A 15,613-nucleotide genomic window follows, 5' to 3' on the forward strand; every position below is an offset into this window, starting at 1 on the left:
ATTCGGAATTGTTTTTTAGTTATTTAAACTTGACTTGTTAACAATGAAATGCTAATTATTAATGGAGTATCTAACTTAAAAGAAAATGATAGCAAACCTAGTTTTCTTTTTTTAGCAAATAAGTATAAATCCACATTAAGGTAAATGTGGGAATAATATCTAAACCAGGTACAGCTTCTTCAACAAAAGCGACAATACCAGCAACTTTTCCTGATTTTCCCTCATATAACTTGGTCATCAACCAACCTGCTATTGGTGCCCAAATAATATCTACAAATTCACCAATACCAGGAATTATATAAGATACACATCCTATAGCATCCAATAAAATACCTATTAATAGTTTTTTTGTTTTACTCATAATATTTTTTGAAATCTGAAAAACAAGAAATATACCAAACCTACTTACCTATCAACTTTAAAAATTCATTTCGGGTTTCAATTTTTTCAAATTGCCCTCTAAACCCTGATGTTGTGGTTACTGAATTTTGTTTTTGAACACCACGCATCATCATACACATATGAGAAGCTTCAATAACTACGGCCACTCCTTGAGGTTTTAAGGTATCATTTATACAGTCTAAAATCTGCTCTGTTAAACGTTCCTGCACTTGAAGTCGTCTTGCAAAAATATCTACAATGCGCGGTAATTTGCTTAACCCTACAATATAGCCATTGGGAATATATGCAATATGTGCTTTTCCAAAAAAAGGTAATATATGATGCTCGCACAGTGAGTAAAGCTCTATATCTTTCACAATAACCATCTCATTATAAGATTCTTTAAACATAGCCCCTTTTAACACTTCTACAGGGTCTTGTTCATAGCCTTGCGTTAAAAACTGCATAGCTTTTGCTGCACGCTCAGGCGTTTTTTTAAGACCATCTCTTGAAATATCTTCCCCTAAATCTTTAATAATGTTTTTATATCTGTCTTTAACATCATCTGTAACTTGCATATTATATTCTTCAAAACTCTTGTAAGGCATAATCGTTTAATTTGAATCTCTTTAAATATAAAGTTAAAAATGAATTTAGCAATAAATAGTGTTCATAATTGTGCATCAACTTTTAATATATTAATTTCACAGCTCTTATTTAAAAAGCATGATTCAGGCAAAAAATATTCACAAATATTACGGGGATTTACAGGTTTTAAAGGGTGTAGATTTACATATTAAAAAAGGAGAAATAGTATCAATTGTTGGTGCTTCTGGTGCTGGAAAAACAACCTTGTTACAAATACTAGGAACTTTAGACAAAGCTTCCTCAAAAGAGAACTATGAACTAACTATTAATAACACTAACATAAGAACTCTAAAAGATAAAGCCCTAGCTAAATTTAGAAATGAACATATTGGATTTATTTTTCAATTTCATCAATTACTTCCTGAATTTACAGCCCTAGAAAATGTATGTTTACCTGCTTTTATAAAAGGTACAAAAAAGAGCGAAACTGAAGCTAGAGCAAAAGAACTCCTCAATTTTCTCAATCTAGAAAAACGTTATGAGCATAAACCGAATGAATTATCTGGTGGTGAGCAACAACGTGTTGCAGTGGCTAGAGCTTTAATCAATAACCCTAGTCTTATTTTTGCTGATGAGCCTTCGGGAAACTTGGATAGTGAATCTGCTGAAAATTTACACAATTTATTCTTTAAGCTTAGAGATGAATACGGACAAACCTTTGTTATTGTAACACACAATGTAGATTTAGCTGATATGGCGGACCGTAAACTTACTATGGTAGACGGTAAAATTATTAGCCACTAATACCACAAATCACACTATAAAAAAAGGTCTCTACTACAACATTTAGAGACCTTTTTTACACTATATTCTTTTATAATTTAGGTTCCCAACCTTTTTCATAATCACGCTTCCATAGCATTTCAGCCCCTTTATTATTCAAAACACGCCCAGTTTTGATATCTATATTTAAACTTTCCTTCAAATCTTGAGCAATATTACCCAAGTGACATAATTGCGTAGAAATGGCAGCATCGGCAATGGGTGAGTTTAATTTTTCTCCCTTTAAAATAGCATTAATAAAATTTTGCATATGACTAACGGTTAAGCCATCAAATCCAATTGTATCTGATGTTTTATTAGCTTTTGACTCTTTTGTTTGATTCTCATATTGCTCATTCACTTTTTTTCCATTTATATCGAGGTGTACATACTTAGAACGATCTAAATGAATACTACCTTCTGTACCAAAAATAACAGCTCCTCTGCCTCCTATAGACTTAAAAGCGTTGCAACTTCTACCATCCCAAGTTAATAACTTACCACCATCAAACTCATAGTTAACCATTTGTGTATCAAAAAACTCCCAATCATCTTTATGACTTAACCTTCCACCTGATGACACGACTCTATTTGGGTAATCTACACCTAATGCCCAACGACAAATGTCTATTTCATGCGTACCGTTATTATGTATTTCTCCAGTACCCCAAGCTCTAAACCAGTGCCAATTATAAGGGTGCACATTATCTCGATACACTTCTCTTGGCGCTGGACCTTGCCATAAATCCCAATCTAAGGTTTCAGGGACTGGCACTTCTTTTCCTATACCTATTGGCTTTCTTGCATTGGCATAAACAGCCTTAGCAGCATATACATCGCCAATTATGCCATTTCTTATATCCTGTACCGCTAATGCTGAGGTTCTAGAAGATCTTTGTTGATTTCCCATTTGGCAAATCATTCCGTATTTTTTTTGAACCTCAACGATTAATTCATTTTCATGAGGATTATGACTACAAGGTTTTTCAACATAAACATGTTTTCCTGCTTGCATTCCCATTATAGCCATTGGAGCATGCCAATGCTCAGGTGTAGCTACAACAATGGCGTCAATATTTTTATCCTCTAATAAATTCCTAAAATCCTTTTCAGTTTTAGGCTTCGATCCAATATCTTTTTTACAAAATTCTTTAAAAGCATTCAATCTAGTGGCGTCAACATCACAAATAGCAGCTATTTCACCTTGCTCAATATCTCCTATAGCTTTTGCTAAACCATAAGCCCTACCACCACAGCCTATTATAGCGAATTTAATTTTATCATTGGCTCCTAAAATCATTCCATAAGAGTTTGCAGATGTTAACAATGTAGCCCCTGCAACTCCCATAGCTGTATTTTTTATAAATGTTCTACGTGAAGTCATAATTGGTTTTTATTTAATATGTTTAGTTTAATTCTTTAATCTTGATATTTTTAAAATGCACCTCGTCGCCATGATCTTGTAAAAGAATTAGGCCTTCTTTTGCTTCTCCAAAATTTGGCCAATCTTTATATTTACTATACTTTACTAAAGCTCTCCATTGCTGTGTTCCTCGAATATATTCAACCATTTTACAACCATTTAAATAGTGTTGTACCTTAGCGCCATCTACTACAATTCTAGCTCGGTTCCATCCATTTTTATTGACATATTTTTTGGTATATAACGAAGGAATATACTCTTGAGCATCTCCTCTTATAAGGTCATAAAGAGATGATAAGGTACGGTTACCATCCACTCCTTTCTTGGCATCTGGATGAAGCTGATCGTCTAAAATTTGAAACTCACAACCAATAGCAGACCCTTTTCCTTTATTTAAATCTGTATCTACAAAATATTTTATACCACTATTTGCTCCTTGGGAAAATTTAAAATCTACCTCTAAAATAAAATTTTTATACGGTTTTGTTGTCACAATATCTCCTCCATGTTCAGATTCAGCACCTCCCGAAGCTTGCACTGATAAAACACCATCATTAACAGCCCAACCTTTTTTAGGAAACTCATCAAGCTTTGCTCCTCTCCAACCGTTTGTGGTTTTTCCATCCCAGAGTAAAGTCCAACCCTTTGATTTTTCTTCAAGAGTTAATTCGTTTTTTAAAAAACTAATCACTGGAGCCGTTGTTTCAAACGAAAAGTCTTCCGGGATTTCAGTCAATTTAATATTTCGCCATTTTATTTCTTTACCTGCTTTTTCTTTGCTTCCTCCAATAGCATGAACTTGTAATGCAATAAAACCAGTTTCAATGTTTTCTTCATATAAATTTGTACAATTTACTCCATTAACCCAAGTGGCAATATGATGCCCGGCAGCAATAACTTTTATTTTATTCCATTGCCCTTGCTTATAAGCTTTTTTTACTTCTGGGTTATACTCCAGAGGGTATCGCCATCCTAATCTGGCTTCATCAAAAAGACCTCCAAACCAATTTCTTGGAGAGTCATCTGCTTCTACCTGCAAGCCATGTACTCGTCCGTCATTATAATCCTTATTACTATGACTTCTAATTTGAACTCCAGAATTTAAGCCACTGCCTAAAAACATATCATACTCCAAAATAAAGTTAGTATACTCCTTCTTTGTTGCTAAAAATGTATTCGGTGTACCCATCTTAGAAACACCTACTATGGCGCCATCTTCAACATGATACTCAGCAGTACCATTCAACACTTTCCAACCCTTTAAGTTTTTACCATTAAATAATTCAATTGATTTTCCTTGAGCACCAGCCATTACTACAAATGACAACATGATTATTGCACTCAAAATACGTTTGTTCATACTGTTCTGTCTTTAAATTTGTTTAGATTTTTTTCAAGTAGCCTTGCTAAACATAAATTGTGGTGATACCAACACTTACTTGAATCTCAAATGTAGTGAATTGACATACCAATTTGAAGTTTTAACATGCTTTAATGGTTGTTTTAACCATTAAAACAAAGTTGCTCATTGCACAAATTTTCCTTTACTTTACCACTCAATTTATTTTATAATGATTCAAAAAGAAGACAAAATAGAAGTACTTAATCGTTTATTGACGAGCAATGCTTTTTCAAAAACAACCACAAGTAATGTGCTTCTTAAGTACTTAATTGAATCTTCAATAAATAACAAGAATCTTAATGCCACAGATATTAGTTTAGAAATCTTCGGATCGCAATACGAACCCGAGAAAAGTGAAGCAACCATTAGAGTAAATATTTATCACCTTAGAAATAAGCTTAAAAAATATTTTGATAACGAAGGTGTAAACGATGATATATTTATTGAAATAAAACGGGGACAATATGGTGTTAGTTTTTACAGAAAAAGTAAGCCTACCCCAAAATACACAAGCAAGCAAAAACTGCTTATTCTTGGTGTTCTACTTTCGGCAATAGTTGGTATTATTTTTTCAATTATAAAACTAAATCAAAAGGATCCTATTTGGGAACCTTTCTTTGCCAATAAAAAAGAAAATACGCTATACCTGTTTGATATTTTTGGTTTTGTGGGGCCTAATATTTTTGGATCATCAGGTTTCCACAGAGACTACAATATCAATTCTGTTGATGAGTTTTACAAGGAAATTAAAAAGCATCCTGAACAAATGAAAGATTATAGCCCAGGAAGAAATGTTTATGTAAACTTTTTAAGCGCCTATTCTGTAAAAGATCTATCCAAACATTTTTATAGAAATCATAGTGAATTTAAAATTCATAAATTAAAGAATTTAACTACCCAACAATTAAAAGAACAAAACTCTATTTATTTAGGACCTTTAAAATATGATAATTCGTTCGTTGACTTTTTCAACCTAAAATCAAAACGAATTCAAATTACAAAAAATAATGAGGCGTATAACGACGGGCATATTACCTATAAAGATTTAAAAAAGAACATAGACACAATAATAAAACTAAATTCTAATGGGCACAGTCATGAACACGTTTTAATAGCTAAATTAAATGGTGACAATGACACCTCTAACCTTATGTTCTTTTCTAACCACGGTTTTGGAGCCACTGCAGCTGTAGATTATTTCACTAATAAGGACTCTATCATTAAGTTTAATGATAATTACTTAAAAAACAGTGCTGAATTTATCGCTCTATTTGAGGTTACGGGTAAAGAACGGGCAAGTATAAAGGTAAAACAAATAGTATTTGACAACAATAATTAAAAAAGGCCACTCTTAAATTAAGAGCAGCCTTTTTATTGTGTTTTTAAAATATACCTACTTTATACCCCAAGGATATGTATTCCCCAAAATGGTAACTGTTGCATTATTAAAGTTCAATTTAATGTTTTTTATTTGTCCTATATCAAGATCTAAAATTCCAGATGTTATACTTCTTGGTAGTAAAACAAAATGTAGTGATTCTTCAATAGTTAAGGTATATGCTACGCCTCTAGAACTCATACCAGATTGCGTTCCATCTAAAAGATATTCATCATCCCAAATGTTCAAAGGGGTATCGGCACCTGCAACCCAAGTTCTAAACGAGTTTTCTTTATACTGCACGCTATGGTCATTTCCATCAGTGATTTTACCATCGTTAATGGTTACGCTATATTTTAATTCTCCATCTTCATTTTCTCCCAAATTTTTTACCACATGTGCCCCTTCAACTTTATAACCTTCATGATAATACCCATCAAAAGTTGTAGTGTGTTCACTCCCCAATGCTCCATACCAACCCGTTGAAACAATTTTCACAATACCTTTCCGAGTTACACCATCTTTACAAAGGATACCTGTACCAAAATCAACCGTTATTGTTTTAGGAAACTCTGTTAAATTGGCTGGTTCTACATGTATAACGGGATCTTCTTTGGAGCCGCTAATTTTAGCAGTATTTGAACTTTCTGCTTTTAAAACAGCATCTCCAGCATTGTTCCCAACATCTTGAAACACTCTGTTTGCCAATTCATACTCGTTTAAAGTTTCTACCACTGAAGCTGTTACATCAGTAGGTTTTAAATCATCTTCTTGACAACTCATGAAAAGAAGAACTAGAATGGGAACTATAATTTTTTTCATAAACTTAAATTTTGTTGACTATTACAAATAACGAAAATTGCATTAAATTTAGTTTAATTTGCAGTCCTTTAAATGGCAAAACCGATGCAAAAACAACACTTAATCGATAAAAATAACCATTTAAACATTTTATTTTCCAGGAAAAGCTTCTTTTTTATCGTATTTTCGCTACAGGAATCACTTTAATTTATAATCTCAAATTTGAATTTAACAGACCTAAAAGAGTTTTTAGACGAAAAGGTTGTATTGTATAACCGTCCTGATTTTATATTAACAGACCCTATTCAAATTCCACACTACTTTACTTTGAAAGAAGATATAGAAATTAGTGCGTTTTTAACAGCAACTATAGCTTGGGGAAACAGAAAAATGATTATTAATAATGCCAGGAAACTCATGCAGCTGATGGATGATGCGCCATACGATTTTATTTTAAATCATGCTGAATCTGATTTAGAAAGGTTTAACGGATTTGTTCACAGAACGTTTAATGCTGATGATTTAAGGTTTTTCATCACCTCAATAAAAAATATTTATTTAAACCATCAAGGTATGGAGACTGTCTTTCAAAAGTATTTAACCGAAACTAGCACACAACTTGCCATTCATGAGTTTAAAAAACTGTTTTTTTCTCTTGAACACCCAAAACGCACAGAAAAGCATGTTGGAGACCCAAACAAAGGATCGGCCGCCAAAAGACTAAATATGATGTTACGATGGCTTGTAAGAAGTAATCATACAGGTGTTGATTTCGGTATTTGGAAATCTATCCCAACATCTGCTTTATCCTGCCCTCTAGATGTACATTCTGGAAATGTAGCTAGAAAATTAGGGCTTTTAACCAGAAAACAAAATGACGCTAAAGCATTAGCAGAGTTAGACATCTCCTTAAGAAAGCTTGACCCTATAGACCCAGTAAAATATGATTTTGCACTATTTGGTCTTGGTGCGTTTGAAAATTTTTAACATTAGTTTTTTATCTTTAACTACTAATCTTGATTTCATACTATGAAAACGCATCTCACTATCCTTTTAACATTATCTAGTATTTTAACTTTTAGCCAAAATATTAAAATCCCTTCAGACACTATGGTTGTAACCACACACACCACAACCGTAAAAGGCGCAAATATTAACTATACAGCAAGCACAGGCACACAGCCTGTTTGGGACAAAAAAGGTATTCCTATTGCTTCGCTTTTCTACACTTATTATGAACGGAATAACGTAAAAAACAGAGCTGAACGTCCTTTAATTATTTCGTTTAACGGTGGACCTGGATCTGCATCGGTTTGGATGCACATAGCCTATACGGGACCAAAAGTTCTAAATATAGACAAAGAGGGGTATCCTGTGCAACCATACGGTGTAAAAAATAATCCAAACTCAATACTTGATATAGCTGATATTGTTTACGTAAACCCTGTTAATACTGGATATTCAAGAATGATTCCCAATAAAGAAGGCGAATTACCCAAACGAGAAACCTTTTTTGGTATTAATGCCGATATTAAATACTTAGCAGCATGGATTAATACCTTTGTAACAAGAAAAAGTCGTTGGGAATCGCCCAAATACATTATTGGGGAAAGTTATGGAGGCACACGCGTAATGGGCTTAGCTAATGAATTACAAAACAATCAATGGATGTACTTAAACGGTGTTATTTTAGTATCTCCAGCCGATTATAAACTTTACAACACAAGTCAGCCCGTATACTCTGCCCTAAACCTACCATATTTTACGGCAGCTGCATGGTACCAAAACGCACTTCCTAAAGTACTTCAGGAAAAAGATTTACTTGATATTCTTCCTGAATCTGAACAATACGCCATTAACACCTTAATGCCTGCTTTAGCTAAAGGCGGATTTATTAGTGCGGAAGAAAAGGAAACAGTCGCCAACAAAATGGCGTTTTATTCTGGCTTAAGTAAAAAAGTAATTCTCCAGAATAATTTGGATGTGCCTACGTCCTTCTTCTGGAAAGAACTTTTAAGAGATAAATCAGGTTATACCATTGGACGTTTAGATTCTAGATATTTAGGTATTGATAAAAGAGAAGCCGGTAGTAGTCCTGATTTTAATGCCGAACTCACCTCATGGATGCATTCTTTTACGCCGGCTATTAATTTCTACATCAGAACACATCTAAATTTTAAAACAGATATAAAGTACAATATGTTTGGTGACGTACATCCTTGGGATAATCGTAATAACAATACTCGTGATGACTTAAGGCAAGCCATGGCTCAAAACCCTTACTTAAAGGTTTTAGTACAGTCGGGATATTTTGATGGCGCCACCACCTATTTTGGCGCAAAATACACCATGTGGCAAATTGATCCTAGCGGAAAAATGAGAGAACGCTTTTCTTTTAAGGGATACCGCAGTGGCCATATGATGTATTTAAGACAAGACGATTTAGTTGCTGCTAATGATGATCTCAGGGCTTTTATAAAAAATTCTTTAAGCAATGGTAAACCTGCTAAATACGAGAAAGATTAGTTACTAAACACCTCCCTATAAAAAGAAAACCGACCAAAAAGGATATCACTTTTTGGTCGGTTTTCTTTAAATAACTAAAAACTTAACCTCTTAGCCAAGCTTCTCTTAATTCCTTTTGCGCCTGGGTAGCATCAGCCTTTTCAAGAATACCTTGCCCCTTAGTAAAAGTTTTTGTAGTAGTGGTATTAATTACTATTTCTTCACCGTCTCTGTCTAATGTCACTTCCACCGCTCTCCCTGGTTTCCACATAAAAACTTCTTGTAGCAAGGTGTTGGCATTTGCCATAGTCAATGCTTTTCCATCAATTGTTTTAATGACATCATTCGGCATTGCTCCGTTTTCAACCCAAAAACTATTTTTTGCTACCATTTCAGAAAAGTAAATAGTGCCTTTATGAGGATCTCCACCTACAATTGGAACTCCACTCATCAATATATAATTTGTTTCTACATCTCCTTCCCCAATTTCAAGACCTACTTTTTCAAGAAAATCATTATAATTAATTGGAATATCACCTACAACATGATCTGCAAAAAATTCTCCTAAAGAAGGATAGGTTAAACTGACAATTTCATCAATTAGCTTATCATCTTCAAAAGGTTTATTTTTTCCGTACTTATTGGTAAGTTCCTTCATCAATGATAAAATACCACGCTGACCTCCACTTTCTTCACGCATCAAAATATCAATACACATACCAATTAAAGCACCTTTTTGATACACATTAAGATATTCATCTTTATAAGGAGCCTTTAATACATTTTCACTCATAATGGTAAAACTCATAGCGTCGTTTAAGCGCCTTGAGTTTTCAATCTTGCTCATTATTTCTTTGTAAAACTCAGCGTCATCAACCAAACCTTGATCTACCTGAAATAAGGTAGCGAAATACTCAGTCACACCTTCATACATCCATAAATGCTTAGAAAACGTTGGATTGTTATAATCAAAATAGTGAATATCTTCTGAGTGCACTCCCAACGGGGTTACAATATGAAAAAACTCATGAGACACCACATCAATCATACTATCTGCAAGTGCTTCTTCAGACATACTCTCAGGGAATACTACTACTGTGGAGGTATGATGCTCTAAAGCACCATAGCCCTTCGGAGAATCTTCCTTTTCTTCTGAAAGATACAGGTATATATCATAGCGCGGAGTTGCGTTTATATCGCCCAAATACGTTTTTTGAGCCTTCATCATTTTATAAACAGTTTCCTTTAGAGAGGCAGCAGAATGCACTTTATTGGGAGAATACACACTCAAAACAATTTTAATATCACCCACTTGAAACTCTTCAACATCTAAATCACCATACATCATTGGGTTATCGGTAATATCAAAATATCTTGGCGCGTAATAACTGGTTGTTACTACTTTACCATCATCACTGGTTTTAGAGCTTACCACTTGAAGTGCAGAGGTTCTTACAAAATCCGCCGATGCCGATACATCCAATTTGTATTGGTTGTTTTTTAACGAATCAAAATAACCTATAAAACCATGTAAATTCAAAACATAATTTTTAGGTTCTATATTTGTTCCAGAAGGCGAAAAAGGCACCTCTTTACCAATACCTCCCGTAATCTCAACATCATAAGTATCATTAACCAAATAGGTGATTTTATCTAACTCTTTGGCATTAGAAATAGTCCAAGAGTTTGTATCAATCTTTTCTACTGGCATTTCATTTCCATTATAATCAATAGCCTTAAAATCATCAACGTACTTTCCAAAATCACTAACCGAATAGGTGCCTTGAACTACTTTTGGTAGCCTGTAAGTTACCTTTGGAGTAGTAAATCTACCTGGATTAATAGTTACCGGTGCTCTATCACTATCTATATCAACTAAATTTATTTCAGCTTGAATAGGTAAATTTACCGCTAAATCATTTTTTGTGTTTTTGGTTGAACTACAACCTACTAATATTAAACCAGTAAAAAATACAGCTAAAATTCTATTGTTCATGAATTAAAGTTTTTTGAGTTTTGTAAATGACGTGCAAAATACTACTATGTTACGTGCAGACTTCTTAAGGTTTTGTTAAATTCGCCAAATGAAAACCCCACTAGTAAGCATTTTAATTCCGTTTAAAAATACAGAATCATTTCTATCTGATTGCCTAATCTCAATAATAAATCAAACTTATAGTCACTGGGAAGTTATTATTATTGACGACCACTCTACTGATAACAGCCGCCATATTGTAAAATCATTTTCGGAAAAGGATGAACGAATACATCTTTTCAACAATATTGGAACAGGTATTATTGATGCCTTAAGACTAGCCTTTAAATACAGTAAAGGTGTGTTAATAACCCGCATGGATAGCGACGATGTGATGCCAGAACACAAAATTGACACCATGGTAAAAAGTTTGATAAAATCAGGAAAAAATCATGTAGCTACGGGGCGTGTGGCTTATTTTTCCGATCGCGGTATAAGTGATGGCTACAAAAAATATGAAGATTGGCTAAACCGTTTAACTGAACAAGGTCAGAATTATTCTGAAATTTACAAGGAGTGTGTCATAGCCTCTCCTTGTTGGATGATATACCGAGAAGACTTTGTAGCTTGTGGCGGTTTTAACCACGACAGATATCCTGAAGATTATGATTTAACCTTTAGATTCTATAAAGCCCAATACAAAATTATTCCAAGTAGTGATATGCTTCATTATTGGCGCGACTATCAAACTCGTACCTCAAGAACGCACAGTAATTATGCTGAAAACACATTTTTAGATATCAAATTACATTATTTTTTAGAGTTAGATTTTGATAACTCAAGACCTTTAGTCATTTGGGGTGCTGGTTTTAAAGGAAAAACTATTGCCAAAAAACTGGTAGAAAAACAAATAGCATTTACATGGATTTGCGATAACCCAAAGAAAATTGGTAAAGAGATTTATGATCAGGAACTTAAACCTTTTACGCACCTTGAACACATAAACCAAGCGCAAAGTATTGTAACTGTAGCCAACCCTAAAGCTCAAAACGACATAAAAAGTTATTTTGAAAAGCAAGATATGCATGCAATGACAGACTATTTTTTCTTTTGCTAGTGACAAAATTTTATGTAGGTTTGGATTAATCTAAATGACCTATGCAGTTTAAACACCCAGAATTTCTTTACGCTTTATTTTTACTGCTCATACCTATTATTGTTCATTTATTTCAATTACGAAAATTCAAAAAAATTGCATTTACCAACGTCACTTTTTTAAAAGAGGCGGTTATTCAAACAAGAAAAAGTTCTCAAATAAAAAAATGGCTAATACTCTTTACCAGACTTTTACTTTTAGCAGCCTTAATTTTTGGATTTTCCCAACCTTTTACCTCTAAAAGAAATGTTTTAAATACAGAAAAAGAAACTGTTATTTACATAGATAATTCGTTTAGCATGCAAGCTAAAGGCAGTCAAGGTGAACTTTTAAAAAGAGCCATTCAAGATGTTATTGAGTTCCTACCAAACAATGAAACAATATCAATTGTAACCAATAATAGTGCGTTTAAAAACATAACTATAAACAGCATAAAAAATGATTTATTAGCTATTGATTATACTTCAGAAAAAGTTTCTACCAAGGCCGCTTTTTTAAAATCTAAACGCTATTTTTCTAATAAGAATAGTACGTTAAAACGCTTGATCTTTATCTCAGATTTTCAAGAAGACAAAAGCCATTTTAATCTGGAGTTAGACACGCTTATCCACACCTATTTTATACAAACTCTTCCTATAGACAAAAACAATAGTTATATAAAAAACATCTCATTATCAGAAACTTCAAATAACTCATTGAAACTAAAAGTTGAATATAAAAACAATATATCAGATTCTAGAGACGTCCCCATATCATTATACAATAATAACAAATTAATTGCCAAAACATCTATAAAAAATAGTGATTCTGAAGCATCTGAATTCTCATTACCAAGCAACAAAACCATTAACGGAAAAATAGTTATTGATGACGGCAATTTACAGTTTGATAACACCTTTTATTTTAACATTAATTCAAATTCCAAAATAAACATTTTAGCTATTAACGGTATTGAAGACTCTTTTTTAAAACGCCTTTATAAGGAGAGCATATTTTCATACCAAGGCGTGCCTGAAACTCAATTTGACTATAATGTTATAGACCAGCAAAATCTTATCATTCTAAACGAACTAAAAACCATCCCAAATGCTCTAGTTTCTGCCTTAATTCAATTCACCAAAGCAGGCGGATCCCTAATTATTATTCCTTCAGAAAACGCAGATAACACAAGCTACAATGCTCTATTGACTGCAAACGGGTTACATTTTGGCAGTTTTAATACGTATGAAAAGCTTATAACAACCATTAATTTTTCGCATGCATTATACAATAACGGTGTTTTTGAAAAAGAAGTCAGGAACTTTCAATATCCTAAAGTAAATGGTTTTTATGCTCTTTATTCAAACAACATAACATCAGCCTTATCTTTTGAAGACCAGCAACCTTTTTTAATTAACAACCAAAACACATACATATTCTCAGCTCCACTTAACACCCTTAATTCTAACTTTAAAAATTCTCCTTTAATTGTGCCTACGTTTTTCAATATTGGAAAACAAAGCCTTAAAAGTCCTCAACCGTTTTACACTATAGGCAACAACAACCATATTGAGATTGAAACCACTATACCATCTGATGCTGTGTTAACACTCTCAAAAGACAACACTAACCTTATTCCTAAACAGCAGTATTTAAACAATAAAGTTATTATTAATACAGACAACGAACCTTCCGAAGCTGGAATTTACGCCATTAAAAAACATAACGACACCTTACAAAACATAAGTTTCAACTATTCAAGAGAAGAAAGTGAACTAAAATATAGGAGGCTTGCCCCCTCAAAAAACAGTGAGGTGAATAATTCCATAAGCCAAGTAGCAAACACCTTAAAAAGTGAGACAAAAGTTAACTACCTATGGAAATGGTTTGTTATTTTTGCATTAGCGTTATTGATTATTGAAATGCTCATCTTAAAATTCTTTAAATGAACATACTTATAAAATCGGCCACGATTATTGATCCAAAAAGCGAATTTCACAATTCTACCCAAGACATATTAATTGAAAACGGTACGATTTCTAAGATTGCAAACCAGCTTGACATCCCAAAAGGATATCAGGTAATAACCCTTGATGATTTACATGTATCCCAAGGTTGGTTTGATAGTAGTGTAAGTTTTGGGGAACCCGGTTTTGAAGAACGTGAAACCATAGAAAACGGATTAGCAACAGCGGCAAAATCAGGATTTACAAGTATAGCCGTGAATCCAAACACCCATCCTGTTATTGATTCCAATGCTGATATTACCTTCATAAAAGCAAAATCAAACAACCATCCCGTAACCTTACTTCCAATTGGTGCCCTATCCGCTGGTAGTAAAGGTGAAGATTTAGCTGAACTCTATGATATGAGTACAGCTGGTGCCGTAGCCTTTTACGATTATAAAAGCGCCATTAGCAATCCTAACCTAATGAAAATTGCCCTGCAATACACAGGTAGTTTTGATGGCTTAGTATGTTCTTTTCCTCAGGAAAACAGAATTTCAGGACATGGTGTTGTTAATGAACATATTACCAGCACTAAACTTGGCTTAAAGGGAATCCCGGCTCTTGCTGAAGCATTACAAGTGGCAAGAGATTTATTTTTATTGGAATATACTGATGGAAAATTACACATTCCTACTATTTCAACCGCCAAATCAGTTGAACTTATTAGATCTGCTAAAAAGAAGGGGCTCAATGTAACCTGTAGTGTAGCCATCCACAACTTATATTTTACCGACAGCACATTAACAGAGTTTAATACAAATTTCAAGGTTTTACCTCCTTTAAGAACTCAAGCAGACGTTGAAGCTTTGATTAAAGGCGTAAAAGATGGTACCATTGATATGGTTACATCTGACCATACCCCTATTGATATTGAACAGAAAAAAGTAGAGTTTGATCATGCCCAATACGGCAGCATTGGTTTAGAAAGTGCCTTTGGAGCCTTACAAACTATTTTTACTACTAAAAAAACTATAGAGCTCCTTACTAAAGGAAAAGCAAGATTTGGACTAGAGGCCTCACCAATACAAATAGGCCAAAAAGCCAATCTTAGCTTATTTAACCCTAATGAAAAATACCGTTTTAACAAAACAAACATCTTTTCTAGATCAAAGAACGCCATTTTTGAAAATGAAACTTTAAAAGGAAAAGTTTACGGTATTATTTCAAACAATAAAGTAGTTTTAAATTCCTAAA

At 33.5% G+C, this 15,613-nt stretch carries 13 protein-coding genes; 7 read left to right on the forward strand and 6 right to left on the reverse strand.

Translation table 11 applies throughout. The features are described from left to right. Positions 1-97 precede the first annotated feature (97 nt). Positions 98-361 (reverse strand): hypothetical protein, encoded by a 264-nt coding sequence (locus tag FGF67_RS11990; protein ID WP_139697994.1) that lies wholly within the window; start codon positions 359-361, stop codon positions 98-100. Between the two features lie 40 nt (positions 362-401). Further along, complete coding sequence (folE, locus tag FGF67_RS11995) at positions 402-989, reverse strand: GTP cyclohydrolase I FolE (RefSeq protein WP_139697995.1); 588 nt, start codon at positions 987-989, stop codon at positions 402-404. Between the two features lie 118 nt (positions 990-1,107). Here folE and FGF67_RS12000 point away from each other — a divergent pair, with 118 nt between their 5' ends. Then, positions 1,108-1,773 (forward strand): ABC transporter ATP-binding protein, encoded by a 666-nt coding sequence (locus FGF67_RS12000; protein ID WP_139697996.1) that lies wholly within the window; start codon positions 1,108-1,110, stop codon positions 1,771-1,773. Positions 1,774-1,843: 70 nt separating this feature from the next. Here FGF67_RS12000 and FGF67_RS12005 read toward each other — a convergent pair whose 3' ends face one another. Continuing rightward, complete coding sequence (locus FGF67_RS12005) at positions 1,844-3,175, reverse strand: Gfo/Idh/MocA family protein (protein WP_139697997.1); 1,332 nt, start codon at positions 3,173-3,175, stop codon at positions 1,844-1,846. Positions 3,176-3,197: 22 nt separating this feature from the next. Further along, positions 3,198-4,574 (reverse strand): 3-keto-disaccharide hydrolase, encoded by a 1,377-nt coding sequence (locus FGF67_RS12010; protein WP_139697998.1) that lies wholly within the window; start codon positions 4,572-4,574, stop codon positions 3,198-3,200. Positions 4,575-4,785: 211 nt separating this feature from the next. Here FGF67_RS12010 and FGF67_RS12015 point away from each other — a divergent pair, with 211 nt between their 5' ends. Then, positions 4,786-5,955 carry a helix-turn-helix domain-containing protein gene (locus FGF67_RS12015; protein ID WP_139697999.1) on the forward strand — a complete coding sequence of 390 codons (1,170 nt, stop codon included), beginning with the start codon at positions 4,786-4,788 and terminating at the stop codon, positions 5,953-5,955. A 54-nt stretch (positions 5,956-6,009) separates the two neighbouring features. Here FGF67_RS12015 and FGF67_RS12020 read toward each other — a convergent pair whose 3' ends face one another. Beyond that, a complete protein-coding gene (locus tag FGF67_RS12020) occupies positions 6,010-6,816 on the reverse strand; it encodes a hypothetical protein (RefSeq protein WP_139698000.1) in 807 nt (268 codons plus the stop codon). Between the two features lie 201 nt (positions 6,817-7,017). Between FGF67_RS12020 and FGF67_RS12025 the strand changes: the two genes are divergently transcribed. After that, positions 7,018-7,782, forward strand: a complete 765-nt coding sequence (locus FGF67_RS12025) for a TIGR02757 family protein (protein WP_139698001.1) — start codon at positions 7,018-7,020, stop codon at positions 7,780-7,782. A 42-nt stretch (positions 7,783-7,824) separates the two neighbouring features. Beyond that, positions 7,825-9,321 (forward strand): S10 family peptidase, encoded by a 1,497-nt coding sequence (locus tag FGF67_RS12030; protein WP_139698002.1) that lies wholly within the window; start codon positions 7,825-7,827, stop codon positions 9,319-9,321. 82 nt (positions 9,322-9,403) lie between these two features. On the opposite strand, the gene FGF67_RS12035 is transcribed toward FGF67_RS12030, so the two are convergent. Next, the gene (locus tag FGF67_RS12035) at positions 9,404-11,296 is read right to left on the reverse strand and encodes a M61 family metallopeptidase (protein ID WP_139698003.1); all 1,893 of its coding nucleotides are present in this window, start codon (positions 11,294-11,296) and stop codon (positions 9,404-9,406) included. A gap of 88 nt (positions 11,297-11,384) precedes the next feature. Between FGF67_RS12035 and FGF67_RS12040 the strand changes: the two genes are divergently transcribed. The 3 genes from FGF67_RS12040 to FGF67_RS12050 are packed head-to-tail and all read left to right on the forward strand — an operon-like array spanning position 11,385 to position 15,612. Then, positions 11,385-12,392, forward strand: a complete 1,008-nt coding sequence (locus FGF67_RS12040) for a glycosyltransferase family 2 protein (RefSeq protein WP_139698004.1) — start codon at positions 11,385-11,387, stop codon at positions 12,390-12,392. A gap of 41 nt (positions 12,393-12,433) precedes the next feature. Beyond that, on the forward strand, positions 12,434-14,359 hold the full coding sequence (locus tag FGF67_RS12045) for a BatA domain-containing protein (RefSeq protein ID WP_139698005.1): 1,926 nt from the start codon (positions 12,434-12,436) through the stop codon (positions 14,357-14,359). Further along, positions 14,356-15,612: a dihydroorotase gene (locus FGF67_RS12050; protein WP_139698006.1), complete on the forward strand. Its 1,257-nt coding sequence runs from the start codon at positions 14,356-14,358 to the stop codon at positions 15,610-15,612. Before FGF67_RS12045 ends, FGF67_RS12050 begins: the two co-directional genes overlap by 4 nt. The last annotated feature ends 1 nt before the right edge of the window (position 15,613 follow it).

It is taken from the genome of Allotamlana fucoidanivorans, from assembly GCF_006265225.1.
Taxonomy (GTDB): domain Bacteria; phylum Bacteroidota; class Bacteroidia; order Flavobacteriales; family Flavobacteriaceae; genus Allotamlana; species Allotamlana fucoidanivorans.

What these genes read in the sequence shown, in the direction of transcription:
- FGF67_RS11990 (WP_139697994.1), bottom strand. Translation starts at nt 361, where the DNA reads ATGAGTAAAACAAAAAAACTATTAATAGGTATTTTATTGGATGCTATA.
- folE (WP_139697995.1), bottom strand. Translation starts at nt 989, where the DNA reads ATGCCTTACAAGAGTTTTGAAGAATATAATATGCAAGTTACAGATGAT.
- FGF67_RS12000 (WP_139697996.1), top strand. Translation starts at nt 1,108, where the DNA reads ATGATTCAGGCAAAAAATATTCACAAATATTACGGGGATTTACAGGTT.
- FGF67_RS12005 (WP_139697997.1), bottom strand. Translation starts at nt 3,175, where the DNA reads ATGACTTCACGTAGAACATTTATAAAAAATACAGCTATGGGAGTTGCA.
- FGF67_RS12010 (WP_139697998.1), bottom strand. Translation starts at nt 4,574, where the DNA reads ATGAACAAACGTATTTTGAGTGCAATAATCATGTTGTCATTTGTAGTA.
- FGF67_RS12015 (WP_139697999.1), top strand. Translation starts at nt 4,786, where the DNA reads ATGATTCAAAAAGAAGACAAAATAGAAGTACTTAATCGTTTATTGACG.
- FGF67_RS12020 (WP_139698000.1), bottom strand. Translation starts at nt 6,816, where the DNA reads ATGAAAAAAATTATAGTTCCCATTCTAGTTCTTCTTTTCATGAGTTGT.
- FGF67_RS12030 (WP_139698002.1), top strand. Translation starts at nt 7,825, where the DNA reads ATGAAAACGCATCTCACTATCCTTTTAACATTATCTAGTATTTTAACT.
- FGF67_RS12035 (WP_139698003.1), bottom strand. Translation starts at nt 11,296, where the DNA reads ATGAACAATAGAATTTTAGCTGTATTTTTTACTGGTTTAATATTAGTA.
- FGF67_RS12040 (WP_139698004.1), top strand. Translation starts at nt 11,385, where the DNA reads ATGAAAACCCCACTAGTAAGCATTTTAATTCCGTTTAAAAATACAGAA.
- FGF67_RS12045 (WP_139698005.1), top strand. Translation starts at nt 12,434, where the DNA reads ATGCAGTTTAAACACCCAGAATTTCTTTACGCTTTATTTTTACTGCTC.
- FGF67_RS12050 (WP_139698006.1), top strand. Translation starts at nt 14,356, where the DNA reads ATGAACATACTTATAAAATCGGCCACGATTATTGATCCAAAAAGCGAA.